28 protein-coding genes are annotated in these 24,371 nt (G+C 66.0%); 5 read left to right on the top strand and 23 right to left on the bottom strand.

Annotated features, from left to right (window positions below; translation table 11 throughout):
* Positions 1-4: 4 nt before the first annotated feature.
* The 15 genes from nuoG to Q8M85_RS21840 form a co-directional block, all read right to left on the bottom strand.
* A complete protein-coding gene (gene nuoG / locus Q8M85_RS21910; RefSeq protein WP_305548730.1) occupies positions 5-2,014 on the bottom strand; it encodes an NADH-quinone oxidoreductase subunit NuoG in 2,010 nt (669 codons plus the stop codon).
* Complete coding sequence (locus tag Q8M85_RS21905) at positions 2,007-2,183, bottom strand: hypothetical protein (RefSeq protein ID WP_305548728.1); 177 nt, start codon at positions 2,181-2,183, stop codon at positions 2,007-2,009. Before Q8M85_RS21905 ends, nuoG begins: the two co-directional genes overlap by 8 nt.
* A gap of 5 nt (positions 2,184-2,188) precedes the next feature.
* On the bottom strand, positions 2,189-2,686 hold the full coding sequence (locus Q8M85_RS21900) for a DUF3291 domain-containing protein (RefSeq protein ID WP_305548726.1): 498 nt from the start codon (positions 2,684-2,686) through the stop codon (positions 2,189-2,191).
* The gene (locus Q8M85_RS21895) at positions 2,683-3,081 is read right to left on the bottom strand and encodes a DUF5333 domain-containing protein (protein WP_305548723.1); all 399 of its coding nucleotides are present in this window, start codon (positions 3,079-3,081) and stop codon (positions 2,683-2,685) included. The genes Q8M85_RS21900 and Q8M85_RS21895 overlap by 4 nt, the downstream gene beginning before the upstream one ends.
* Positions 3,082-3,188: 107 nt before the next feature.
* Positions 3,189-3,428 (bottom strand): hypothetical protein, encoded by a 240-nt coding sequence (locus tag Q8M85_RS21890; protein ID WP_305548721.1) that lies wholly within the window; start codon positions 3,426-3,428, stop codon positions 3,189-3,191.
* Between the two features lie 5 nt (positions 3,429-3,433).
* Positions 3,434-4,729, bottom strand: coding sequence for an NADH-quinone oxidoreductase subunit NuoF (gene nuoF / locus Q8M85_RS21885; protein ID WP_305548719.1), 1,296 nt, complete (start codon positions 4,727-4,729; stop codon positions 3,434-3,436).
* A 10-nt stretch (positions 4,730-4,739) separates the two neighbouring features.
* On the bottom strand, positions 4,740-4,967 hold the full coding sequence (locus tag Q8M85_RS21880) for a DUF5337 domain-containing protein (protein ID WP_305548717.1): 228 nt from the start codon (positions 4,965-4,967) through the stop codon (positions 4,740-4,742).
* A gap of 3 nt (positions 4,968-4,970) precedes the next feature.
* Entirely contained in the window at positions 4,971-5,540 is a 570-nt protein-coding gene (locus Q8M85_RS21875; protein WP_305548714.1) for an NADH:ubiquinone oxidoreductase, read from the bottom strand.
* Between the two features lie 47 nt (positions 5,541-5,587).
* Positions 5,588-6,496: a hypothetical protein gene (locus Q8M85_RS21870; RefSeq protein WP_305548710.1), complete on the bottom strand. Its 909-nt coding sequence runs from the start codon at positions 6,494-6,496 to the stop codon at positions 5,588-5,590.
* Between the two features lie 38 nt (positions 6,497-6,534).
* The gene (locus Q8M85_RS21865; protein WP_305548707.1) at positions 6,535-7,713 is read right to left on the bottom strand and encodes an NADH-quinone oxidoreductase subunit E; all 1,179 of its coding nucleotides are present in this window, start codon (positions 7,711-7,713) and stop codon (positions 6,535-6,537) included.
* A gap of 94 nt (positions 7,714-7,807) precedes the next feature.
* Complete coding sequence (locus Q8M85_RS21860; RefSeq protein ID WP_305548704.1) at positions 7,808-8,083, bottom strand: hypothetical protein; 276 nt, start codon at positions 8,081-8,083, stop codon at positions 7,808-7,810.
* A complete protein-coding gene (locus Q8M85_RS21855; protein WP_305548702.1) occupies positions 8,080-9,315 on the bottom strand; it encodes an NADH-quinone oxidoreductase subunit D in 1,236 nt (411 codons plus the stop codon). Before Q8M85_RS21855 ends, Q8M85_RS21860 begins: the two co-directional genes overlap by 4 nt.
* Positions 9,316-9,343: 28 nt before the next feature.
* Positions 9,344-9,949, bottom strand: a complete 606-nt coding sequence (locus Q8M85_RS21850) for an NADH-quinone oxidoreductase subunit C (RefSeq protein WP_305548700.1) — start codon at positions 9,947-9,949, stop codon at positions 9,344-9,346.
* Between the two features lie 5 nt (positions 9,950-9,954).
* The gene (locus Q8M85_RS21845; protein ID WP_305548697.1) at positions 9,955-10,488 is read right to left on the bottom strand and encodes an NADH-quinone oxidoreductase subunit B family protein; all 534 of its coding nucleotides are present in this window, start codon (positions 10,486-10,488) and stop codon (positions 9,955-9,957) included.
* Positions 10,479-10,844, bottom strand: coding sequence for an NADH-quinone oxidoreductase subunit A (locus Q8M85_RS21840; RefSeq protein WP_305548695.1), 366 nt, complete (start codon positions 10,842-10,844; stop codon positions 10,479-10,481). The genes Q8M85_RS21845 and Q8M85_RS21840 overlap by 10 nt, the downstream gene beginning before the upstream one ends.
* A gap of 270 nt (positions 10,845-11,114) precedes the next feature.
* On the opposite strand from Q8M85_RS21840, the gene Q8M85_RS21835 reads away from it, so the two are divergent.
* Positions 11,115-11,522, top strand: a complete 408-nt coding sequence (locus tag Q8M85_RS21835) for a hypothetical protein (protein ID WP_305548693.1) — start codon at positions 11,115-11,117, stop codon at positions 11,520-11,522.
* A 142-nt stretch (positions 11,523-11,664) separates the two neighbouring features.
* On the opposite strand, the gene Q8M85_RS21830 is transcribed toward Q8M85_RS21835, so the two are convergent.
* The 5 genes from Q8M85_RS21830 to Q8M85_RS21810 all read right to left on the bottom strand — a co-directional run bounded on the left by Q8M85_RS21830 (position 11,665) and on the right by Q8M85_RS21810 (position 16,489).
* A complete protein-coding gene (locus tag Q8M85_RS21830; RefSeq protein ID WP_305548691.1) occupies positions 11,665-12,444 on the bottom strand; it encodes an MBL fold metallo-hydrolase in 780 nt (259 codons plus the stop codon).
* A gap of 5 nt (positions 12,445-12,449) precedes the next feature.
* Complete coding sequence (locus Q8M85_RS21825) at positions 12,450-12,968, bottom strand: thermonuclease family protein (RefSeq protein ID WP_305548689.1); 519 nt, start codon at positions 12,966-12,968, stop codon at positions 12,450-12,452.
* Entirely contained in the window at positions 12,968-14,200 is a 1,233-nt protein-coding gene (locus Q8M85_RS21820; protein ID WP_305548687.1) for a DegT/DnrJ/EryC1/StrS aminotransferase family protein, read from the bottom strand. Before Q8M85_RS21820 ends, Q8M85_RS21825 begins: the two co-directional genes overlap by 1 nt.
* Complete coding sequence (locus Q8M85_RS21815) at positions 14,197-15,456, bottom strand: TCR/Tet family MFS transporter (protein ID WP_305548684.1); 1,260 nt, start codon at positions 15,454-15,456, stop codon at positions 14,197-14,199. The genes Q8M85_RS21820 and Q8M85_RS21815 overlap by 4 nt, the downstream gene beginning before the upstream one ends.
* A 382-nt stretch (positions 15,457-15,838) precedes the next feature.
* Positions 15,839-16,489: an HAD-IA family hydrolase gene (locus tag Q8M85_RS21810; RefSeq protein WP_305548681.1), complete on the bottom strand. Its 651-nt coding sequence runs from the start codon at positions 16,487-16,489 to the stop codon at positions 15,839-15,841.
* Positions 16,490-16,581: 92 nt separating this feature from the next.
* Between Q8M85_RS21810 and glmU the strand changes: the two genes are divergently transcribed.
* The 4 genes from glmU (at position 16,582) to Q8M85_RS21790 (ending at position 21,142) form a co-directional block, all read left to right on the top strand.
* Positions 16,582-17,934 (top strand): bifunctional UDP-N-acetylglucosamine diphosphorylase/glucosamine-1-phosphate N-acetyltransferase GlmU, encoded by a 1,353-nt coding sequence (gene glmU, locus Q8M85_RS21805; RefSeq protein ID WP_305548679.1) that lies wholly within the window; start codon positions 16,582-16,584, stop codon positions 17,932-17,934.
* Position 17,935: 1 nt separating this feature from the next.
* On the top strand, positions 17,936-19,753 hold the full coding sequence (gene glmS / locus Q8M85_RS21800) for a glutamine--fructose-6-phosphate transaminase (isomerizing) (protein ID WP_305548676.1): 1,818 nt from the start codon (positions 17,936-17,938) through the stop codon (positions 19,751-19,753).
* A 125-nt stretch (positions 19,754-19,878) separates the two neighbouring features.
* A complete protein-coding gene (locus tag Q8M85_RS21795; protein ID WP_305548674.1) occupies positions 19,879-20,412 on the top strand; it encodes a DUF3833 family protein in 534 nt (177 codons plus the stop codon).
* A 55-nt stretch (positions 20,413-20,467) separates the two neighbouring features.
* Positions 20,468-21,142: a DNA alkylation repair protein gene (locus Q8M85_RS21790; RefSeq protein WP_305548671.1), complete on the top strand. Its 675-nt coding sequence runs from the start codon at positions 20,468-20,470 to the stop codon at positions 21,140-21,142.
* Between the two features lie 55 nt (positions 21,143-21,197).
* On the opposite strand, the gene Q8M85_RS21785 is transcribed toward Q8M85_RS21790, so the two are convergent.
* From Q8M85_RS21785 to Q8M85_RS21775, 3 genes are all read right to left on the bottom strand, one after another.
* Positions 21,198-21,503 (bottom strand): hypothetical protein, encoded by a 306-nt coding sequence (locus Q8M85_RS21785; protein WP_305548669.1) that lies wholly within the window; start codon positions 21,501-21,503, stop codon positions 21,198-21,200.
* A gap of 186 nt (positions 21,504-21,689) precedes the next feature.
* The gene (locus Q8M85_RS21780) at positions 21,690-23,525 is read right to left on the bottom strand and encodes a beta-N-acetylhexosaminidase (RefSeq protein ID WP_305548666.1); all 1,836 of its coding nucleotides are present in this window, start codon (positions 23,523-23,525) and stop codon (positions 21,690-21,692) included.
* Entirely contained in the window at positions 23,522-24,313 is a 792-nt protein-coding gene (locus Q8M85_RS21775; RefSeq protein WP_305548664.1) for a GntR family transcriptional regulator, read from the bottom strand. Before Q8M85_RS21775 ends, Q8M85_RS21780 begins: the two co-directional genes overlap by 4 nt.
* Positions 24,314-24,371 lie beyond the last annotated feature (58 nt).

Below are 24,371 nucleotides of genomic sequence, written 5' to 3'. Positions count from 1 at the left end.
CCGGTTACTCCGCCGCAATCGGGGCTGCCGCGCGGGCCTTGGACATCGCCGACAGTTCGGCCATCACCGCCGAGGCACGCGCAATCGGGTTGGTCAGGTAGAAATCCCGGATCGCATTGCGGAACGTGGCCTTGGCCGGAGCCTTGACCGGCAGCGGCTGCCAGTCGTTCTGCGGCACCTCGTCGATCCGGCCCAGATGCGGATGCGCCTTGACCAGCGCCGCCCGCAGACCCGCCAGCGAATCCCATGGCAGTTGCTGGCCCACTTCCGCCGACAGCGCCCGCAGGATCGCCCAGTTTTCCTTGGCCTCGCCCGGCGCGAACCCGGCGCGGAAGGCAAGCTGCGGGCGGCCCTCGGTGTTGACGAACAACCCGTTCTCTTCGGTATAGGCCGCGCCCGGCAAAATGATGTCCGCCCGGTTGGCCCCCCGGTCGCCGTGGCTGCCCTGGTAGATCACGAACGGCCCCGCTGCGATTTCGACCTCATCGGCGCCGAGGTTGTAGATCACCTCGGCCCCCTCGGTCGCAGCCGCAAGTCCGCCCTCGGTGACTGCGCCCACATCCATCGCGCCGACGCGCCCCGCCGCCGTGTGCAGGACCATGAACTTCGCCCCCGCACCTTGCGCATAGGCCATCGCCTGCGACAGGACCGCCTCGCCGTCCGCCTCGTTGATCGCGCCCTGGCCGATGATGACCAGCGTGTTGTCCTTCTGGGTCACCCGGCCGACCAGATCGACCAGAGCCGCCCGGTCCGAGCCCATGTGCTTGTAGTCATAGGTCAGATCGACCTGTTCCCCGAACAGCCCCACCATCGCGCCATTGGTCCATGCCTTGCGGATGCGGGCGTTCAGGACCGGGGCCTCGACGCGCGGGTTGGTCCCGATCAGCAGGATCACCTTGGCCGTGTCGATGTCCTCGATCGTCGCCGTGCCCACGTAACCCGAGCGGTTGCCAGCGGGCAGCTTTGCCCCGTCTGTCCGACACTCGACATGGCCGCCCAGCGATTCCACCAGCGTTTTCAGGGAATAGGCCGCCTCGACCGGGGCCAGATCGCCGACCAGACCGGCGACCTTCTTGCCCTTGATGGCGGCAGCCGCCTTCTCCAGCGCCTCGCCCCAGGTGGCTTTCCGCAAGCGCCCGTTCTCACGCACATAGGGCGTGTCCAGCCGCTGCCGACGCAGCCCATCCCAGACAAAGCGGGTCTTGTCGCTGATCCATTCCTCGTTCACGCCGTCATGGTTGCGCGGCAGAAAGCGCATGACTTCGCGGCCCTTGGTGTCGACCCGGATGTTCGATCCCAGCGCATCCATCACGTCGATGGATTCCGTCTTGGTCAGTTCCCACGGACGGGCGGTGAAGGCATAGGGCTTAGAGGTCAGCGCCCCAACCGGGCAAAGGTCGATGATGTTGCCCTGCAGGTTCGAATCCAGCGTCATGTTCAGATAGCTGGTGATCTCGCTGTCTTCCCCACGGCCCGTCTGGCCCATCTGGGTGATCCCGGCGACCTCGGTGGTAAAGCGCACGCAGCGGGTGCAGGAAATGCAGCGCGTCATTGCCGTCTTGACCAGCGGGCCAAGGTTCAGGTCCTCGGTCGCCCGCTTCGGCTCGCGGTAGCGGCTGAAATCGACGCCGTAAGCCATCGCCTGATCCTGCAGGTCGCATTCGCCGCCCTGGTCGCAGATCGGGCAGTCGAGCGGGTGGTTGATCAGGAGGAACTCCATCACCCCTTCCCGCGCCTTCTTCACCATCGGCGACTTGGTCTTGACCACGGGTGCCTGCCCCTCCGGCCCCGGCCGCAAGTCACGCACCTGCATCGCGCAAGAGGCGGCAGGCTTCGGCGGGCCGCCGACCACCTCGACCAGGCACATCCGGCAGTTGCCGGCGATGGTCAGGCGTTCGTGGTAGCAAAAGCGCGGGATTTCCACCCCCGCGACTTCCGCCGCCTGGATGATGGTCATCGCACCATCGACCTCGACCTCGATCCCGTCGATGCTGATTTTCTTCAAGTTAGACATGCGCCCGGTCCTTCCGCAGCAGCCCCTTCACCGCGTCACGCAAGCGGGCCAGAAGCCCTTGCGCGACCGGGGCCGCCTGTTTCGTCGTATCCTGTTCAAACGACAGGTGTTTCACACGCGCCTCGATGTCGCGCATCATGTATTTCGGGTCCTGGCCGCCGTAGCACATCGCCTTTACTCCGCCGCCACTGGGGCACAACCGCGGCTTTGCCACAGCTGCGCTTCCTTGAGGTATTTCCAGCCGAAGGCATGGTCACTGTCACCATGTGCCTCCAGATGCGCCAGCCGCTCCAGCGCCTCGTCCAGCGTCGGCCGATGCCCCGCTGGCACCCACCACATGACGAAATGCATCCGGCCCAACACTTCGAACCATTCCTGCCGCCGCTCATAGAACGCCCGGTGGACGGTGTTGAAGACGAAATGCTCCAGCGTCTCGACGCTTTCCCAGACCGTGAGGTTCGAGACAAACTGCGCATCGCCCTCGATCTTGGCTTCGGTATTGCCGGTGCCGGGTTCGCCCGAACCTTCCATCATCCAGACGAAGCCGGGCATCCGCTTGCCCATCCCGTTCACCCGGTCCAGCGCGGCCATGAACTCGGCCACGCGCGGGTCGTCGGTGGGGGCCAAGAGGCGCCCCACGTTCAACTCGGCCAGGTGACGGGTTTCGGTCATTTCGTCGACCTCAACAGCGATCCGGCCAGCGTGCCCTTGGCGATCTCTTCCTCGCCGATGGTGCAATAGGCCGCCGTGTTGCCGGGCTCCGCTCCCTTGGCTTTCAGCCATTCGGCGGCCTCGACCTTGAACTTGGCCTTCTCGTCCTTCGAGGTGACGAAGGCGCGCACGACGCTGGCCTCATACCCCTGCTTCAGGGCGAAGTCGCGCAGGTTGTTGAGTTCCCCCAGCGCCTTCATCGTCCGCGCCTTGATCGTCGGGCAGTTGTCGGCAATGGCGTCACCGATGAAACCCTGCAAAAGCTTTGCGCGGATTTCCGGGTTTTCGTTGATCGGCACCAGCGCGTAGGCGGGGGTGGCGGCAAGGGTCAGGGCAATGATAAAGGTGCGAAGCATTTTGGCCTCCTTGGCTGCTCGTGCGCCGGAGATGGGGCCAAACCCCCTTGATATGCCATGACAAACCGCCGTTCTCAGCGCTTTGTGACCCCGGATGACGGCACTTGTCATGCGCAGCCCCCCGGATAGACCCATTCGCCCGTCGCCCGCTCGAACCGGTCGTAGATCGATACGTTGACGCGGCCGCCACAGGCCGCATCCGCCGCCTTGCGCGCCAATGCGCCGTCCCACATCGCGAAGGGCTGGCCGCCATTCGACACCCGCACAGGCTCACGCGAGGCGGGAACGGTCGCGGCCGTTCCCACGCAGGCTCCTTGAGCCAGGGTCACCGAAAGGGCCAGCGCCATCCGCATCATTCCGCCGCCATCGCGCCCATGCGCCCAGTGCGCTTGGCCTTGATGCGATCCTCGATCTCATCGCGGAAGGCGCGGATCAGGCCCTGGATCGGCCAGGCGGCGGCGTCGCCAAGGGCGCAGATCGTGTGGCCCTCGACCTGCTTGGTCACGCTGAGAAGCATGTCGATTTCCTCGACCTCGGCTTCGCCGCGGACCAGACGGTCCATGACGCGCATCATCCAGCCGGTGCCCTCACGGCAGGGGGTGCACTGGCCGCAGCTTTCGTGCTTGTAGAACTTGGACAGCCGCCAGATCGCCTTGATGACATCGGTCGACTGGTCCATCACGATCACCGCCGCCGTCCCCAGACCCGACCGCTGCTCGCGCAGCCAGTCGAAGTCCATGATCGCGTCGTCGCACTGTTCCTTGGTCAGCAAGGGGACCGACGACCCGCCCGGGATCACCGCCTTGATGTTGTCCCAGCCGCCCCGCACACCGCCGCAATGGCGTTCAAGCAGTTCCTTCAGCGGGATCGACATCGCCTCTTCCACGACGCAGGGCTGCATCACATGGCCCGAGATGCCAAAGAGCTTGGTCCCGGTGTTGTTCGGACGGCCAAAGGACGCGAACCAGTCCGACCCCCGGCGCAGGATCGTCGGCACCACGGCGATGGATTCGACGTTGTTCACCGTGGTCGGGCAGCCGTACAGGCCCGAGCCTGCCGGGAACGGCGGCTTCATCCGGGGCATGCCCTTCTTGCCTTCCAAGGACTCCAGCAGCGCGGTTTCCTCGCCGCAGATATAGGCCCCTGCCCCGTGGTGCAGATACAGGTCGAAGTCCCAGCCGGACTTGGCCGCGTTCTTGCCCAGCATGCCTGCGTCATAACATTCGTCGATCGCGGCCTGCAGCGCCTCACGCTCACGGATGTATTCGCCGCGGATGTCGATGTAGCAGGCGTTCGCGTTCATCGCGAAGCTTGCGATCAGCGCGCCCTCGATCAGCGTATGCGGGTCGTGCCGCATGATCTCGCGGTCCTTGCAGGTGCCAGGCTCGGATTCGTCGGCGTTGATGACCAGGTAGGACGGACGCCCGTCGGACTGCTTGGGCATGAACGACCACTTCAGACCCGTCGGAAAGCCCGCGCCACCCCGGCCGCGCAGGCCGGACGCCTTGACCTGCTCGATGATCGTGTCGCGTCCGCGCTTGATGATGTCCGCCGTGCCATTCCAATGCCCGCGCTTCATCGCACCCTTCAGGCTGCGGTCATGCATCCCGTAAAGGTTGGTGAAAATGCGGTCCTGATCCTTGAGCATCTTGGTCTTCCTAACCCCGGCGTCCGCGCCAGATCTGATACGTCACCACCAGGGCCCAGACGAAGGCCGCGATGGCGAGAAGGTCGACGAGGAACACATAGCGCACCTCCAACCCGAGTTGTCCGCCCAGCCATTGGGCCCCCATCCACAGGATGATCGTCACCGCCAGCACGATGCCCACCAGCCGCGCCTGTCGGGCGCGCTGAAGGTCAGTCGGATCGGGACGGGTCTGTGTCATGAGTCAGTAGCTGTTGGTCTTGGCGCGTTCCCGGAACGCCGCAAGCCCTTCGTTGACGATGATCTTTGCCTGCGCCACCCAGCGGTCGCGGGTCACGCGGCCCTTGAACCCCTTCAGATTGGCGTCGACCCAGGCGACATCGGACTCGGACCAGCCGGCGATCTGGTCGAAATGGTAAAAGCCCATCTCGTTCACCAGCTTTTCCATCGCGGGGCCCACGCCTTCAATTTCCTTCAGGTTGTCCGCCTTGCCCCCGCGCGGAGCCGCCAGCCGGGCCGGGCCGTCCGTGCTTGCCTCCGGGGATATCGCCACAGGCGTCGCGACGAAAGCGGCCGGCGCAGCAACAGGCTTGGCAGCGGTAGGCGCCACCGGGGCCACGCGCGCAGCCGAGCCACCCCAGGGCATCCCCATGATCAGCCCGGCAACCAGCGCAACCACAGCAGCCACCGCGACCGCAGGGGTCAGGTCGAACTCACCGATCACCGTCAGAACGCCGAAGGCCACCAGACCCATCGCCGCTGCGATGATCCAGCCACCAAGCGAGGGGGCATTCACATTCTCTGCTCTACGCATTCCATGTCACTCCCGTTGCTGCGGCCCGCTCCGGGCCACGGTTGGCTTCAATAGTCATTGGACCTGGCGCGTTCGCGGAACGCCTCAAGCCCGTCGCTGACGATGATCCTCGCCTGCTCCACCCATTTGTCGCGGGCGATCCGGCCCTTGAATGTCTTCATTTCGCCGTCGACCAGCGCCACATCGGCCTCGGTCCAGGCGGCGATCTGGTCGTAGTGGTAGAAGCCAAGGCTGTTCACCAGCTTCTCAAGCGCCGGGCCGATGCCCTCGATCTCTTGCAGGTCGTCGGCCTTGCCAATGCGAGGCGCCTTGAGCCGGACCAGGCCCTTCGGTTCGGCCTTGGCAGCCTTGGTCTTGGTCGTCTTCGCGGCCTTTGGCTTGGTCTCAGCGCCAGTGGAATCCTTGGCGTCGACCTTCGCTTTCGCGGCCTTCGGCTTCGGCTTCGGCTTCGGCTTCGGCTCGGCCTTGGGCTTTGCTCCACCCTTTGCAACAGCCTTGGTCGCAGCCTTCGCCGCCACTTTCGGCACCGGAACCTCGGCCGCCTCGGTCGGGGCTGGCGGCAGTATGGTCGGTGGAGCCTCGACGCGCGCAAGCGGCGTCACCACAGACGAGGGCCGTTGCGGCGCCACAACACCCTCGGGCCGCGCCGGCACGGCCCGGGCGACCGGCGCCGTCGCGCCGTCGGTCCCGCCGATCCGCACGCCGACATCCGATGTCGCCGGAACCAGCTTGCGCACCCGGCGCGCCTCCTCCTCGTCATCGTAGCGGTTCACCGTCACGGCAAGACGGTACAGCACCAGAAGCACGATCAGCGCTATGGCGACCGAAAACAGCCCCGCCGGGACAAAGTGGTAGTGCAGCCAGCCACGCAGCACGGCAAAGGTGACGATCCCGGAAAGAACCACCAGGACCCAGCCACCCGTGCCGATCGTCGTGTCGTCGTCGCCGACCTTCATTCCGCTTTACCCCGCAAGCATACCACCTTCCGACGCCGTTACGCCCTTGCCGCCGCTTCCGCCTCGGCCACCGTGCCGCCCGCCGCAAGGATCTTGGCCTGCGCCACCCACTTGTCGCGGGTCACCCGGCCCTTGAAGCCTTCCAGGTTGTCGTCGACCCAGGCGATCTCGCCTTCGGTCCAGTGCGCGATCTGGTCGAAGTGGAAAAAGCCCAGCCGGTTGCACAGGGCTTCCAGCTTGGGTCCGATCCCGACGATCAGCTTCAGGTCATCCGCCTTGCCGTCCTTCGGCGCGGACAGGCCGGCGGGCTTGACGCCCCCCGCCTGCCCCGATGCCTTGGCCTCGGGCGTCGCCAGCGGGGTTGCGTTCGGCGCATTGCCGTCCGACTTGGGCTTGCCGGGGGACGAGGCCTTGGCCTCCTGCACAGTCGCGCCGGTCGCATCGGCCACCGCACCCGCACCGGGCTTCGGCTCTGCCGCCCTGCCCTTCGCAGGCGTCGCCGCCGCTGGCTTGCCCAGCCAGGGCGTCGTCAGCGGCACTTCGGTCCCGTCGATCCGCTTGACGGTGTCCTTCAGGCCCACCGCCGCCTGAACGCTGGCATTGTACTGCTTGCGACCCGACTCGAATTCCTTGAGGCTGGTCAGCCCCCCGATCGGTTCTGCCGCATAGCGCCCGTTCTGCGGCCCGGGCACCGGGACCTCGCCCTTGGAAAACCGCCCGATCAGATCGCGCAGCTTTTCCGCAGTCAGGTCCTCGTAGTAGTCCTTGCCGATCTGGGCCATCGGCGCGTTGGCACAGGCCCCCAGACACTCGACCTCTTCCCAAGAGAACTTGCCATCGGCGCTTAGCGTGTGCGGCGTCTTTGCGATCAGCTCTTTCGCCACGGCCACCAGATCCTCGGCCCCGCAGATCATGCAGGACGTGGTGCCGCAGATCTGCACATGGGCCACGCTGCCCACCGGCTGCAACTGGAACATGAAGTAGAAGGTCGCCACTTCCAGCGCCCGGATATAGGCCATCCCCAGCATGTCCGCGACATGCTCGATGGCGGGGCGGGAAAGCCACCCCTCCTGCTCTTGCGCGCGCCACAGAAGCGGGATGATTGCCGATGCCTGACGGCCCTCGGGGTATTTGGAGATCTGGCCCTTTGCCCAGGCCAGGTTCGCCGGAGTGAAGGCGAACGAAGCGGGTTGGTCCTTGTGAAGACGACGCAGCATCAGAACATTCCAGCGATAAGAGCAGGGGCCGCAACCACGCCAATCGGCAGGATCACGAGACCCAGAAGAAGAAACGGAGCAACTCCAAGGGCGATCACGAGGCGCACCCTTCGGTCCTGAGTGTCAGGGTCGACTGATCCTGGTTCACCTCGGCCAGCCCCTGCGCCAGAAGCGCGTCGGTAATCAGGCCCGAGGTCTCGCGGTCGATCCCGGCGGCAGGCAGTTGCACTTCGGCTTCCGCCTCGGTCATCTGGCACCCATTGGCGGTGATGGCGGCGATGAAGGCTTTCCGCTGTGCTTCGGTCGGGCCACCCTCGGCCAGAGCCGGAGAGGCCAGCAGCACCAGGGCAAGGACGCGCGCGATGCTCACCGGTCGACCTCGCCGAAGACGATGTCCATCGTGCCGATGATGGCGCTGACGTCGGCCAGCTGGTGCCCCTTGCAGATGTAGTCCATCGACTGCAGGTGCAGATAGCCCGGCGCGCGGATCTTGGCGCGGTAGGGCTTGTTGGTGCCGTCGGCGACCAGGTAGACCCCGAACTCGCCTTTCGGAGCCTCGACCGCCGCGTAAACTTCGCCCGCAGGGACGTGGAAGCCCTCGGTGTAAAGCTTGAAGTGGTGGATCAAGGCCTCCATCGAGGTCTTCATCTCGCCCCGCTTCGGCGGCGTGATCTTGCCGCGCGCCAGGATATCGCCCTTTTCGACCCGCAGCTTGGCGCAGGCCTGGCGGATGATGTGGGTCGACTGGCGCATCTCCTCCATCCGGCAGAGGTAGCGGTCATAGCAGTCGCCGTTCTTTCCGACGGGGATCTGGAACTCGAACTCGTCGTAACATTCATAGGGCTGCGCGCGCCGCAGGTCCCAGGCCAGGCCCGACCCGCGCACCATCACGCCGGAATAACCCCATTTCTGGATATCCGCCTCGGTCACCACGCCGATATCGGCGTTGCGCTGCTTGAAGATGCGGTTTTCGGTCAGTAGCCCGTCGATGTCGTCCAGCACCCGGGGGAAGGCCAACGCCCAGGCGTCGATATCCTCGATCAGTTGCAACGGCAGGTCCTGGTGAACGCCACCGGGCCGGAAATAGGCCGCGTGCAGCCGCGCGCCCGAGGCCCGTTCGTAGAAGACCATCAGCTTCTCGCGTTCCTCAAAGCCCCAGAGCGGCGGCGTCAGCGCGCCCACGTCCATCGCCTGCGTGGTCACGTTCAGAAGATGGTTCAGCACCCGGCCGATTTCGCTGAACAGCACCCGGATCAGCGACGCCCGGCGCGGCACTTCGGTCCCGGTCAGCCGCTCGATCGCCAGGCACCAGGCATGCTCCTGGTTCATCGGCGCCACATAGTCGAGACGGTCGAAGTAGGGCAGGTTCTGCAGGTAGGTCCGGCTTTCCATCAGCTTTTCGGTGCCACGATGCAGCAGGCCGATATGCGGGTCGCAGCGTTCGACGATCTCGCCGTCCAGCTCCAGCACCAGCCGCAGCACGCCATGTGCTGCCGGGTGCTGCGGGCCGAAGTTTATGTTGAAGTTGCGGATGCGCTGCTCGCCGGTCTCGAAATCGGTCGAGCCGTCGTCATAGGTGTTCACGCGGATGTCGCCGTCCATCAAACAGCTCCCTTATGGTCGCGGGCCATCATTTGGCCCCCGCCTTCTGATCGCCGGGAAGGATGTATTCCGCACCCTCCCACGGGCTCATGAAATCGAACTGCCGGTACTCCTGCACCAGGTTCACGGGTTCATAGACGACGCGCTTCAACGCCTCATCGTAGCGGACTTCGGTGTAGCCGGTGGTCGGGAAATCCTTGCGCAGGGGATGGCCCCGGAAACCGTAGTCGGTCAGAAGGCGGCGCAGGTCCGGGTGACCGCTGAACAGGATCCCGAACATGTCGAAGACCTCGCGCTCGAACCAGTTGGCCGACGGGTGCAGCACATGGATCGAGGGCACCATTTCATCCTCGCGCACCGCGACCTTCACACGGATGCGCTGGTTCCGGTACATCGAGAGGAAGTGGTAGACCATGTCGAACCGCTGCGCGCGTTCCGGCAGATCGACGGCCGTGATGTCGACCAGCGACGAAAACCGGCACGAGGCGTCGTCGCGCAGGAATTCGACCAGGGCTTCCAGGTTCGCAAGGTTCGCCACCAGCGTCAGCTCGCCGAAGGCAACGGTCGACGAGACCACGGCCTCGGGCTGCTTCAGTTCGATAATTCCGGCCAATTCCCGCAGGGCTTCGGACATGGGGCTTACCTCACCAATGTGCCAGTGCGGCGGATCTTCCGCTGCAACTGCAGGATACCGTACAGAAGCGCCTCGGCTGTGGGCGGGCAGCCGGGGACATAGACGTCCACGGGCACGATCCGGTCACAACCGCGCACCACCGAATAGCTGTAGTGATAGTAGCCGCCGCCATTGGCGCAGGAGCCCATGCTGATCACATAGCGCGGCTCGGGCATCTGGTCATAGACCTTGCGCAGCGCCGGGGCCATCTTGTTGGTCAGCGTGCCCGCGACGATCATCAGGTCGGACTGACGCGGTGAAGCGCGCGGCGCTGTCCCGAAGCGTTCCAGGTCATAGCGCGGCATGCTGGTATGCATCATCTCGACCGCGCAGCACGCAAGACCAAAGGTCATCCAGTGCAAGCTGCCGATGCGCGCCCAGTTGATGATGTCTTCGGTCGAGGTCAGCAGGAACCCCTTGTCCGACAGCTCGCGGTTCAGCGCCTGGACGGCAACCTCGTGGTCGCCCCCGGCCGTGTTGGCACCCGCCATCACTCCCATTCCAAGGCTCCCTTCTTCCATTCATAGGCAAACCCGATGGTCAGCACCGCCAGGAACAGCATCATCGACCAGAAGGCCGCCATGCTGATCTCGCCGAAGGCCACCGCCCAGGGAAACAGGAACGCGACTTCCAGGTCGAAGATGATGAACAGGATCGACACCAGGTAGAAGCGCACGTCGAATTTCATCCGCGCGTCGTCAAAGGCGTTGAAGCCACATTCGTAGGCGCTGACCTTTTCGGGGTCCGGGTTGCGCACGGCCAGGACCGCGGCGGCCAGGATCAGGACCAGGCCCAGGCCGATTGCAATGGCCATGAGGATGAGGATGGGCAGATACTCTCGGAGAAGCAGGTCCACGAGGGGCTCCTTCAAATGCTGGCGGCGCGCGTGCATGCGGACGCATACCGCGCCCGCTTTGTCTTCCCGCCCGTTTACTCTGCGCCCATGCCGGGGTCAACCGAAGCCGGGTCAGATTCCGGGGTTTTGCAGGTGCAGAAATTCGGGCGTCCCAAGCGTTTTGGTAAGGAATAATCCGGGCATGTGGCAGGTCCCGGGGCCGGTTCCCCTTACCTTGACCGCCCCCCGGAACCGCCCTTTCCTGTGGCCACCACGAAAGGACCCTGCACCATGCGCCTTGCTCTTCTTCTTGTCCTTGCCGCCGGCCCTGCCGCCGCCCAGACCTGCGAGATCGACCTTTCCGCCGTCGAGACGCGCATCTCCCGGCTGGAGCCCGCTCACGGCATGGTCCTGTCCGACATCTCCTGCGACGCGCCCACCCTGCCCGCGCATATCCTGATGTGCGACGCGGCCGAGACTCCGAACGCAGCCCTTTGGCGCATGGGCCGTCTGGACGATCTGGCCTGGATCTACGCCCTGGAGAACGCAACCGGACAGGATGTGGACGAGACGAACCCGCCACGCGACCAGGATTTTCTCGCCCGCCGCGACGCCTGCACCGACGAGACCTGTCTCTGCGCAGCCCTGACCGAACACACCAACGCCAGCCTCGGCGGCACCTCGCCCTATCCGCAGTGAGGGGCATGCTGACGGGCTTTCAAACGGAGCGCTGACGCGCGAGCCTCTTGTCTCGTCGTCGGGCTTGCGCCCGTCTTCTCGGCGATGGGGGCGCTGCCCCCAAACCCCGGGATACTTGCAAACGGAGAATTTTCAGTCCGCCTCAGCGTGTGACGGGATGGAAGCTGTAACCCGCCCCGTCCCTTTCCAGCCGCCCGATACCGGGGTGCGGCAAATGCGCGCCCGCGACCAGCCAGCCCGCGGCCAGCGCCCGGTCGAACAGCGCCGCCCGCGTCGACCGCGCCATGTCCGGGTCCTCGTCGAACTTCCACGTCACCTCGGGCCGGGCGAACTGCAGCGGGTGATGCACCAGGTCGCCCCAGACCAGAAGCCGCCCCTCCACGAGAAACGCCATATGCCCCGGCGAATGACCCGGAGCGTTCACCGCCACCACCCCCGGCAGCGGCCCGTCCCCCTGCTCCAGCGGCACCAGGCGCGGCAGGACCGGGATCATCCGCGGCTCGGCCCGGAAGGCCATCAGCTCTTCGGTCGCGACGTAAATCCGATCAGCGTTCGGGAAAGCCAGCCCGCCGTCCTCGTCCACCAGTCCCGACAGATGATCAATGTGGGTATGCGTCAGCGCCACCACGTCCACCTCCTGCGGCCCCGACCCCGCCTCGGCCAAGGCCGCGCCAAGCTGGCCCAGCCCCTTGTGCCAGGCACGCCCAGCGCCGGTGTCGATCAGCATGCAGCCCTCGCGGCCTTGCACAAGGAAGGCGCGCACCGGCAGAGGCAACCGGCCGTCCACCAGGTCGCCCGGCCCCGGAGCGAACCCCTCGGGCCCCCGCAGGCAGTCCGGGACCATCACCGTATCGCCGTCCAGCAGCATGGTCACCGTCAGGTCCCCCAGTTCCACCGTCAGGCTGTGTTCTGTCTGCCGCACCACCCTCATCCGCACCAGCTCCCACGCAAACCGCCACCATACTGCCGCGCATGTCCCGCCCGGATCATCAGCCGCCCGACATCCACCCCGTCCAGTTCCAGCCGCACGAGGGACCGGCCATACTGGTCCGTGCCCTCCTGAGCCAGACTGATCCGGTCGGCCTTCTGGATCATCGTCCGCAAGGCCCAACTGGCCTGTTCCGCCGCCACGAACTCGGCCAGGCATTGCGGAGCATACTTTTCCGGAGTGTCGAATCCCAGGATGCGGGCGCTGACCATCCCGTCCTCGGGGCAGATCAGCGACACCGTATCCCCGTCCACCACCCGGATGATCCGGCAGTCGCCCTGGTCGCTGGCCACCGTCTTCATGCCCGCGTTCACAAGGTCGGCGATGGTCGGCACCAGCACCAACCCGCCCAGCCCCAGCACCATCACCCCTTTCAGGTAGAATCGCGGACTTGCCAGCCGCCGCAGGCCCCGAGTGACCGGACCCGCAGGGCGCGCCGGGCGGAACAGCCAGCGCATCAGTCCGCCTTCACGGCCGCGACCGGACCCAGAGCCTTGGCGCGCGCCGCACGCGCGACCTCTTCGCCGATGATCCGGGCGATCTGCGCCACATCCTCGGGCTGGAAGGTCAGGGGCAGGCGCATGTCGATCAACCCCGCCAGAACACGGTCTGTCTGCGGCAAAGGCGCAGGCTTGGCATACTGCCAATGCGCATAGCGGCTGGTGAATCCCTGCGGGTCCGCCGCGCCGAACCACTTCAGTTCCACCCCCCGCGCCGCCGCCGCCGCGACAAAACCCGCCACCCGCGCTGGTTCCCAACCCGGCAGCAGGAACTGGAACGACGACCCCACGTAATCCTCGACTTGAGGGCGCGGGATCAGCTTGACCCCCTCGACACCCGCCAGCCCCCGCTCCATCCCCTGATACAGGGTCCGCCACCGGGCCCGGCGGTCATCCAGCATCGCGATCTGCGGCCGCAGGATCGCCGCCCGCAGGTTGTCCATGCGGCTGGAGACGTTGGGCACCTCCAGCCGCAACGCCTCGAACACCTCCGGCCCCGGCGCCGCCCGATGCCGCGCATAAAGCATGTAGGACCCCGACAACAGCACCGCCCGCGCCGCCAGTTCCGCGTCATCGGTGACCAGAAACCCGCCCTCGCCGCTGTTCATGTGCTTGTAGGTCTGCGTCGAATAGCACCCCACCGCCCCGTGCCGGCCCGAGGGCACGCCCTTCCACGCAGCCCCCATCGTGTGCGCGCAATCCTCGATCACGCGCACGCCCAGCCGGTCGCACAGCGCCATCAGCGCGTCCATGTCGCAGACATGCCCCCGCATGTGGGACAGAAGCAGCACCCGCGCGCCCGACGCCTTCGCCTGCGCTTCCAGATGCCCAAGATCGATGGTCAGATCCTCGGTCACGTCGACGAAGACCGGCTGCGCTCCGATGGACGCAATCGCTCCCGGCACCGGGGCCAGAGTGAAGGCGTTCGACAGCACGGGTTCCCCCGGCTTGACCTGCAAGGCCCGCAATGCACAGGCCATCGCCGCCCCGCCCGAGGCCAGCGCCAGACAATACTTCGCACCAACATAGGCCGCGAACTCTTCCTCCAGAGCCGCCGTCTCGGCGACCTCCCCGGCCACGGTGTTATAGCGGTGCAGCCGCCCGTGCCGCAGCACCGCCATCGCCGCGTCGATCCCTGCCTCCGGGATCGGCTCCTGCTGGGTGAAACTGCCGGTGAAACGCTCGCTCATGCCTTCTCGGACCTCTTCAGCAACACGAACAGGAACGTGGTCAGCGCCAGGAACCCGGCCGCGACCCAATAGGCCACGTCGGTCGACCGCCACATCCGGTCCTCGGCCCAGAAATGGCCGAAGATGAAGGCGAAGAACACCGTGCCGAACAGCATCGCCACGTTGGTCACCGCCGAAATCCCGCCCTGCAATTCGCCCTGCGCATCCTCGGGCACCCGCTTGGTCAGCATCGAGGTCAGCAGGGGATGCACGAACCCCTCCGGCCCGTGCAGGATCATCAGCGCGATCACCGCGCCAAGCGACCCGACAAAACCATAGCCCAGCACCACCAGCGTCGAGCAGACCAGCCCGAACAGCGCCACCTGCCATTCGCCGAACCGCTTGGTTGCGGGGCCGGTAAGAAAGCCCTGGAAGGCCCCGGCGACCAGGCCGAAGACCGCCAGCGTCGCACCCACCATCGCTTCGGACCAGCCGAACTTGGCGATGCCCCAGAAGGTCCAGATCGCCGGGTAGACCGAGGTGGAAAAGAAGAACAGACCCATGACCATGACCATCGGCAAGACACCCCGATAGGTCGCAAAGACCCGGAACGCGCCGAACGGATTGGCCCGCCACAACTCGAACCTGCGGCGGTTTTCGGGGGCAAGAGACTCGGGCAGGACGATCATTCCATATACGAAATTCAACAGCGAGATGCCCGCCGCTACCCAGAAGGGCACGCGCGGCCCCAGCTCTCCCAGAAGTCCGCCGATCGCCGGGCCGATCACGAAGCCGACGCCGAAGGCCGCGCCCATGTAGCCGTAGGCCTTGGCGCGGTCGTCGGGCGCGGTGACGTCGGCGATGAACGCACTGGCGATGATCCAGCTTGCCCCGCAGATGCCCGCGATGACCCGGCCGACGAACAGCCACTCCAGCGTCGGCGCCAGCGCCATCAGGACGAAGTCCATCCCCAGCCCGAAGATCGCCAGCAGCAGAAGCGGCCTGCGCCCGAAGCGGTCCGACAGGTTGCCCATCAGCGGCGCAAAGACGAACTGCGCCAGGCTGAAGGCCGCGAACATCCAGCCGCCGATGATCGCGGCCTCAGCGATGTCGACATGGCCCACATCCTCGATCAGCTTCGGCAGCACCGGCATGATCAGGCCAAAGCCGACCATGTCCAGAAAGACCGTGATCAGCACGAAGGTCACCGCATGGCGGCTGACCGGCCTTTTGGCCCCGGTTGCGGGCAGAGAGGGGGGGGTGCTGGCCTGGCTCATGACGCGCGACCCTATGGGCGGCAGAGTCGACTGTCAAAGGGGGTGCGCGGCTCGATCCCGCATCCCCTGCTCCCGCCGCCCAGCCCTTTCACCTTGCCCCAAATATCCCCGCCGGAGGCCCTTCTCCCAACCGGTCGGCGCGCTGCGCCTAAGACGGGACAAAAGGCTTGCGCCTGCCAAGGCGCTCAGCATGACATCCGACCGCACCCAAGCGCGCGGGCCACCGACAGCAAGCGCCGCCCCGCGCCTTTCGTGGGGGGGGGGATGGGGGTGGGGGGCTGCCGCCGGAAAGCGCGGAACCCAGACGTTAAGAAATCCCTAACGTCCGCGACCAAACCATTGATTTCACTTGTGCATCAAAGAATGTCCACCGTGGACACCGTCAGCCGATCAGCCGCCCCGCCAGCCCGGGCAGGTCCTCGAACCGCTCCAGAAGTGCGGCCGGCTGGAACCGCGATACCCCGGCCCCTTCCGGCCCGAAGGCGACGAGGGCCACCGGCACCCCCGCCGCCACCCCCGTCTTCGCGTCCGTCTCGGTATCGCCCACCAGCATCGACCGGGAAACCAGCCCCCCGGCCCGCTCCACCGCCGCCCGGTAGGGGGTCGGGTCCGGCTTTCTCACCGGAAAGGTATCCGCGCCCACCAGCGCCCCGAAAGCCCCCCGCACCCCCAGCGCCACCAGCAACTGCTCAGCCAGCCCCTCCGGCTTGTTCGTGCAGATCGAGACCGCGAACCCCGCCGATTTCAGCGCCTCCACCGCCTCCATCGCCCCGGGGTAAAGCCGCGTGTGGGTCGCGATCCCGCTCCGGTACGCCTCCAGCACGATCGGATAGCCCGCGTCCACATCGGCCTCCGACCAAGTCATCCCCAGCCGCTGAAACCCCAGCCGCAGCATGGCCCGCCCGCCATGGAACGCCGTCAGCGCATCCTCCGGCCCCAGCACGGACCGCGGCAGCGCCGCATTGGCCGCCGCCAGGAGATCGGCGGAGGTATCCGCCAAAGTTCCGTCCAGATCGAACACTACACAGCGCATATTGGCAGTCCTGTAACCTGTCGTGAAGCACGGCCCCTTGCCAGCCCCCGCCACCGGGGTAAAACGGGCGCCGATACATTGGAAGGGGCAGAATGCAGGTTTCAGTCATCGTTTTGGCCGCGGGGCAAGGGACACGGATGAACTCCGACCTGCCCAAGGTCCTTCACCACGTCGCCGCCGCCCCTCTCCTTCATCACGCCCTTGCCACTGCCCAGGCCCTTGAACCCGCGCGCATCGTGACTGTGACTGGCCACGGCGGCGAGGCTGTCGCTGCCTCAGCCATCGCCTTCAACGAGGCGGTGGAAACCGTCGTCCAGGACCCGCAACTGGGCACCGCCCACGCCGTCGCACAGGCCGCTCCCCTCCTCTCCGACGCGCCGGGCGAGGCCTTCGTCCTTTACGCCGACACCCCCCTGATCCGCGAGGAAACGCTGCGCCGGATGCTCGATTCCCGCGCCCGGCACGCGGTCGTCGTCCTCGGCTTCCACGCCAGGGATCCGGGGCGCTACGGACGCTTGCTCACCGATGGTGACACCCTGCTGGCGATCCGCGAATTCAAGGATGCCTCAGTCGAGGAACGGGCGATCACTCTATGCAATTCCGGGGTCGTCTGCGCCGAGGCGCGGACGCTTTTCTCCCTCATCGCCGAAGTGAGGAATGACAACGCCGCCCAGGAATATTACCTGCCCGACATCGTGGAACTGGCCCGCAAACGCGGCCTTTCGGCCGGGGTCGTCCTCTGCGACGAGGCGGAGACCCTGGGCGTCAACACCCGCGCCCAGCTTGCCGAAGCCGAAGCCGCCTTCCAGGCCCGCGCCCGCGCCGAGGCGCTGGAGAACGGGGTCACGCTCACCGCACCGGAAACCGTGTTCTTCGCGCTGGACACCCACATCGGCCGCGACGCGATCATCGGCCCGAACGTGATCTTCGGGCCCGGCGTCACCGTCGAATCCGGGGCGGAGATCAAGGGCTTCTGCCATCTCGAAGGCTGCCACATCAGCCGCGGCGCAACGGTCGGCCCCTTCGCCCGCCTGCGCCCCGGCGCCGAACTGGCCGAGGATGTCCATGTCGGCAACTTCGTGGAAATCAAGAACGCCATCCTCGACGAGGGCGTGAAGGTCGGCCACCTGACCTACCTTGGCGATGCCCATGTCGGCGAGCATACCAACATCGGTGCGGGCACCGTGACCTGCAACTACGACGGGGTGATGAAACACCGCACCACCATCGGCAAGCGCGCCTTCATCGGGTCGGACACCATGCTGGTCGCCCCGGTGACCGTGGGCGACGGCGCGCTGACGGCCAGCGGGTCAGTCATCACCGAGGACGTCCCGGCAGAGGCTGTCGCCATCGGGCGGGCACGGCAGGTCACCAAGCCCGGACTTGCGACCAGAATGTTCGAAAAGTTGAAAGCCATTAAAGCTGCGAAGGCAAAGGGGAATTAAAATGTGCGGTATTGTAGGGGTATTGGGGAACCACGAGGCTGCGCCCTTGCTGGTAGAGGCATTGAAGCGACTGGAGTACCGCGGCTACGACAGTGCGGGAATCGCCACGGTCAACGCCGGCAAGCTGGACCGTCGGCGCGCCGTCGGCAAGCTGGTGAACCTTTCGGACCTTCTGGTGCATAACCCCTTGGCCGGAAAGGCCGGGATCGGGCACACCCGCTGGGCGACCCACGGTGCCGCGACGGTGACGAACGCCCACCCGCACCGCGCGGGAGGGGTGGCGGTCGTCCACAACGGCATCATCGAGAACTTCCGCGAGTTGCGCGCCGAACTTGCCGCCGACGGCTACACCCAGGAATCCGAGACCGACACCGAAACAGTCGTCCTCCTTGTCAACCGCGCGATGGACCAGGGTGCCTCTCCGGTCGAGGCCGCGAAAGAGACCCTGGCCCGCTTGCATGGAGCCTTCGCGCTTTGCTTCCTGTTCGACGGTCAGGACGACCTGATGTTTGCGGCCCGCAAGGGCTCTCCGCTGGCAATCGGCTGGGGCGACGGCGAAATGTTCGTGGGCAGTGACGCGATTGCGCTGGCCCCGATGACCGACCGGGTCACCTACCTGGAGGAAGGTGACTGGGCCGTCATCACCCGCCAGGGAGCCGAGATCTACGACGCCCAGAACCGCCGCGCCAACCGGGCCGAGACACGCATCCAGCTGGATGCGACACGGATCGAAAAGGCCGGCTACAAGCACTTCATGGCCAAGGAAATCGCAGAACAGCCAGTGGTGATCGCCGATGCGCTGAAGCACTACACATCGCCGCAAGGCACGTTGCAACTTCCGCAAGAACTTGATTTCAAGGGAATCGACCGCATCACTCTGGTCGCCTGTGGCACCGCCTCCTACGCCTGCCACGTCGCGAAATACTGGTTCGAGCAGATCGCGGGCCTGCCCGCCGACATAGATATCGCCAGTGAATTCCGCTACCGCGATCCGGTGCTGTCCCCGGCCTCGATGGCGATCTTCGTCAGCCAGTCGGGCGAGACGGCGGACACTCTCGCCGCGCTCCGCCACGTGAAGGACAAGGTCGCCAAGGTTGTCTCGGTGATCAACGTCCCCACCTCGTCCATCGCCCGCGAGTCGGACCTTGCCCTGCCGATCCTGGCGGGGGTGGAGGTGGGTGTCGCCTCGACCAAGGCCTTTACCTGCCAGCTGGCCGTGCTTGCCCTGATGGCCTTGAAGGCCGCGCAGGACCGGGGCCGGATCGACGCCACCACCCTGGGCGACCGACTGGAATCCTTGCGGTCGGTGCCCGGCCTGATGAACGCTGCACTGGGTCTGTCGGACCCGATCGCCAAGCTGGCCGAGGAACTGGGCACAGCGCAGGACATCCTGTTCCTGGGACGTGGGCCGATGTTCCCTCTGGCACTTGAGGGGGCGCTGAAGCTGAAGGAAATCAGCTACATACACGCCGAAGGTTATGCATCGGGTGAACTGAAACACGGCCCCATCGCCCTGATTGACGCCGCTGTGCCGGTCATCGTCCTGGCCCCGAAGGACGCGCTTTTCGACAAGACCGTCTCGAACATGCAAGAGGTGATGGCCCGCAGCGGCAAGGTGCTGCTGCTGTCGGACGCTGCGGGGGTCGAAGCTGCCGGTCAAGGGACCTGGAAGACCCTGACCCTGCCCGGCGTCGACCCACTTTGGGCGCCGATCCTTTACGCGGTTCCGGCGCAGCTTCTGGCCTATCACACGGCCATCGCCAAAGGCACCGACGTGGACCAGCCGCGCAACCTGGCCAAATCGGTGACGGTCGAATAGGGGGGCGATTTCTTCGGGGGAATCGCATCGGAGCATTCGAAGGCTCTGGTTCGGCGTTCTCAAAAACTCCGCGCCCCTGATCCACCTGCGCGCCGTCTTCGTATCTTCTGAAATAGAGGCGAACAATGCAGCGCAGATCCCTTCTTCTCGGCCTCGCCGCCCTTCCGCTGGCCGCCTGCGCCGCAACGCCCGCCCCGCCGGTCCAGCCCGGCCCGCCCATAACCCTCGTCTCGGCCTTTCAGGGCCGCACGACGGGCCGGGGCCACTTCCGCGTGTGGCTGACCGGAGACGAACGCCGCTTCACCGCGCGGCTAAATGGTACCGTGACGGGCCGCGCGGGCGCGCGCACCCTGACCGTGGTCGAGGATTTCCTGTATGACGACGGTCAGGAAGACCGCCTGACCTGGGTCTTCCGCGAGACCGGCCCTGGCCGCTGGACCGGCAAACGTGAAGACACGGTGGGCGAGGCCACCGTCATCGAGGAGGATGGCCAGATCCGTCTGTCCTACACCGCCGACTTCAAGTCGCCTTCTGGCGTGAACCGGCTGGGCTTTCAGGACATCCTCTACGCCGGCGCCGACGGCACCATCGTCAATGACGCAGTCGTCTCTCGCGCAGGCATCGCCGTCGCCTCGGTCCGTTTCCTGATCCGGCGCTGACTTGCCCTTGGGGCGCGGGGCTGGCAGGTAGGGCCTGACCACCAGAGAGGCTACGATGACCCCGCTTCAGGACCTGCAGGCGCTTGCCGACCCCGTCAAGGCCGCAGAAATGGCCACCTATCACAAGGCCGCACGCCCCTACCTGGGCATCACTGTGCCGCAGATCGCGGACCTTACCGACCGCTGGCGGACGGACCTGACACTCGACGGTCGCCTGGCGCTGGCGTCAGAGCTTTGGCGGACCAACATCCACGAGGCCCGCATCGCGGCCGCGAAACTTCTGACCCAGGCACGTATCCGGCCCGATCAGGCAGTCTGGGATCTGATCGTCTCGTGGGTGCCGGATTTCGACGGCTGGGCGCTGGCCGACCACGCCAGCATCGCCGGGCAGAAGCGACTGGTTGCGGACCCGTCGCGGCTTGATACGGTCGAGGCCTGGGTCGCCAGCCCGCACATGTGGACCCGGCGCGCCGCGCTGGTGATGGCGCTGCCCTGGACCAAGCAGAATTTTCCGAAGCCCCAGGACCTTGCCATCCGCAGCCGGGTGCTGGGCTGGTGCGCGACCCTCGCCCCGGACCGCGACTGGTTCATTCAGAAAGCCGTTGCCTGGTGGGTCAGGGATCTGTCGAAACATGATGCAAAGGCCGCGCTGTCCTTTTTATCCGAGCATGGCAACACGTTGGCACCCTTCGCGCGCAAGGAAGCCGCGCGGCTTTTGACCAAGCCATGAAAAATGGCGGCCGAAATGCGGCCGCCATTCATATGGCATGTGAAAGGTCCCGGGCTTAGCGCCCGTCAAACTTGCCTTCAAACTTGTCGATGCCCTTCCCGTTGATGGACTTGGTCACCGCAGTACCGCCGGAATCGCTGCCAGCATTGGTGCCGCCGACACCGTCCACTTCATCGGTGCCATTGCCCCAGCCGTTGTTGCCTTTGGGCTTCTTCGGCGGATCCGGTTCGTCGCACTCGGAAGATAGACAACCAATCGGATCATCCGGCTCATCCGGAACTTCTTCAGTGATTGCGAAACTGGACGTAGCGAAACTCGCAGCCACGACGAATACTGAGCAAGCAGACAGAAAATTTTTCATTTTCACTTCTTCCCTTCCCTAATTGTTGGGTGAGGCAAGAGTACACAGTTTCGATTAACCCAAAATTAACGCTGATTTTGCAAACTTAAGCTGATTGGTCATTCAGGGTAAACAGTTGGCCATCATCCCGCCCAATTGATGACCGCCTGGTGACACACTTTTGCCCTGAGTTGCAAAGGACGTCTCCTAAGCACCGCGATGCCGCCTCCAGCCGATTCTGTCCAAAAGCGGCCCATAGACCCCTGCGAGCGCCCTCAGGGCGGGGCCATCCGTGCGCCCGGCTGGCTCCCAGCCTTTGGTCGCAATCCCAAGGATCCGGGGGGCGATCATGCCCTCGGCCTGCCTGTCCTCGGTGGTGAACTCGCCCCAGAAGCAGGCCTCGACCCCCGCGATACGGGGTGCAATATCCTCGGCTCCTTTCGGCACCGGGTCCCAGGCCACGGTCTTTTCCAGGGGCACAAAGCCAGCCCAGGCGGCCCCCCAATCGTCGGCATCGTCCGAATGGGCCAGGTCGAAATAGGCGTTCTGTGCCGGGCACATCACCACGTCATGACCCCGCCGCGCGGCCTGGATCCCAGGACCCTGCCCGGTCCAGCTGAACAGCAGCGCGCCGTTGCCCACACCGCCCTGGCAGCCCTTCGCCGCCTCCTCCCAGGCCGCGACCCGCACCCCGGCGGCCCCCAGATCCCCCGCCAGCTTTGCCAGCATCCAGCCCTGCACGTCGTCCGAGGTCTGAAGCCCCTCCCGCGCCTTCAGGGCCGCTACGGCGGGCGATCCCCCCCAGGCCCCGTGGGGCGCTTCGTCGGCTCCAAGGTGCAGCATGCCGAATGGAAACAGCCCGGCAACTTCACGCGCCAGGGGCAGCAGAAGGTCCCAGGTCGCCGGAACGGCCGGGTTCACGATGTTGTCCAGATAGCCCTGGATCGAGACTTCCTCGCCGTTGTCGCCCGGATCGCGCAGGCCCGGCACCGCCTTGATCATCGCATGGGAATGGGCCGGGATCTCGATCTCGGGCAGCACTTCGATGTGCAGCGCCTTTGCCCGTGCCAGCACCCGCGCCACGTCCGCCCTGGAATAGCTGCCCCCCGCCCTTATGCCGCCGCCGAAGACGCCTGGCACCAGCTCGCCCTCGCCCCGGAACGCCGTGCGCTGCCAGAGCAGCGGCTGGCACCTAACCTCAAGCCGGAACGCTTCGTCATCGGCGAAATGCCAGTGGAAGCGGTTCAGCTTCAGCAGCGCCATCAGGTCCAGAAGCCGCAGGATGAAGTCGACGCCGAAGAAATGCCGCGCGCAATCAAGATGTTGGCCGCGCCAACCGAATCGGGGCCTGTCGGTGATGGTCCCGCAGGGCAACTGACCGCCGCACGTCTCGCGCAAGGTCAGGAGGCTGACGCCGGCGTAGTGCAGACCCGCCGCCCCCCCAACTGCAGCCGCCAGCCCGTCCGGGGCGATGGTCAACCGATACCCCTCCGGCCCCAGGTCCGCGTCCTCGGTCACCACCAGTGGGAGACCGCCCGGCGCAAGGATCGGGTCCAGGCCAAGGCGTTCGGCCAGCGTTGCCACCCCCTCCAGCCCCGTCGTCGGTGCCAGTGCCGCAAGGGCCACCCCCCCGCCCGAGGCGCGCCAATCGGTCGGCTGCGGCACCAGCGGCAAACGGTCAGGTGCAAGTTGCAGGGCGGGCGGCCCCTCGGTACGTCGCGGTCCCAGGTCCGTGCCTGGCGGCAACGGCAGACACTCCTTCCCTACGCGCAGATAGGCGCCAAGCGGCAACCAGGCCCGGTTGCGTGGCCCGAACTCTTTGTTCGCGTGCTCCAGCACCACCTCGTGCCGGGCGCCCGCCGCAAGATCGGGCAGCGCCACTTCGGCATACCCCGCGACCCGCCGCACCAGCGTTCCGCCCGAGATCACCTTTGGCGCGGCCATCAGCGAGAAGCAGAAGATCGGCGCGGTCAGGTGGCGGTCCGTGCTGATCAGGCAGCGGATCTGGTTCCCGTCGATGCGGGCCTGAAACGTCAGGGTCATGATGGTGCGTCCAGTCTCAGTTCGGCAATGAAGTCATAGATGTCGCTGCGGTAAAGCCCGCGAGTGAACTCGATCGGCCGGCCCGAGGGGACATAGGCCGTCCGGTCGATCCGCAGCACGGCCGCACCTTCCGGCAGCAGCAGCAGCTTGGCGTCAGCCGCTGTCAGGTTGACGGCCGTGATCCGCTGCACCGCCCGCGTCGGCGCCTTTCCCGAGGCGCGCAGCACATCGTAAAGCGAGGTCCCCACCGCTTCCGGGTCGGGTAGCACATCCGTCGGCAGCGAGGACCATTCCAATGCCAGGGGCGTGTCGTCGGCGAAGCGCAGCCGTTCGACCCGAGCGACCCGTTCGCCCGCCGAAAGGCCAAGCGACATGGTCTCGTCCGGCGTCGGCAGGAACAGCCCCCGGCGCAGGATCCGGCTGGACGAGGTCTTGCCGCGCTGACGCATGTAATCGGTGAAGGACAGAAGTGCGGAGAGCGACTGTTCGATCTTCGACCGCGCGGGTTTGACAAAGGTCCCCGCGCCCCGCCGCTGCTCAAGCACGCCATCCGCGACCAGCTGACTGACCGCCTTGCGCACCGTCACGCGACTCACATCGGCGATCAGCGCAAGGTCGCGTTCGGGCGGAAGCTGCGTCTCGGGCGGCAGTTCTCCAGCGGCGATGGCTGCGGACAGGTGGCGGTAAAGTTGCTCATACCTGGGCCCGCGCGCCTCACGGAACCAGGCTTCGGGGCGAAACAGCGCCTGATCGTCTTCCATCGGCAGCCCCCGAATTGGTATTACCATGATGGGACCAACTCCCTCGGTTCGACGAAAGATGGACCAAGAACCAGGACAGAAACAA

Origin of the sequence: Tabrizicola sp. (assembly GCF_030694085.1) — a bacterium.
Taxonomy (GTDB): domain Bacteria; phylum Pseudomonadota; class Alphaproteobacteria; order Rhodobacterales; family Rhodobacteraceae; genus Tabrizicola.
Note: the sequence above shows the minus strand (reverse complement) of the source record. Positions and strands in the feature narration are given on the sequence as shown.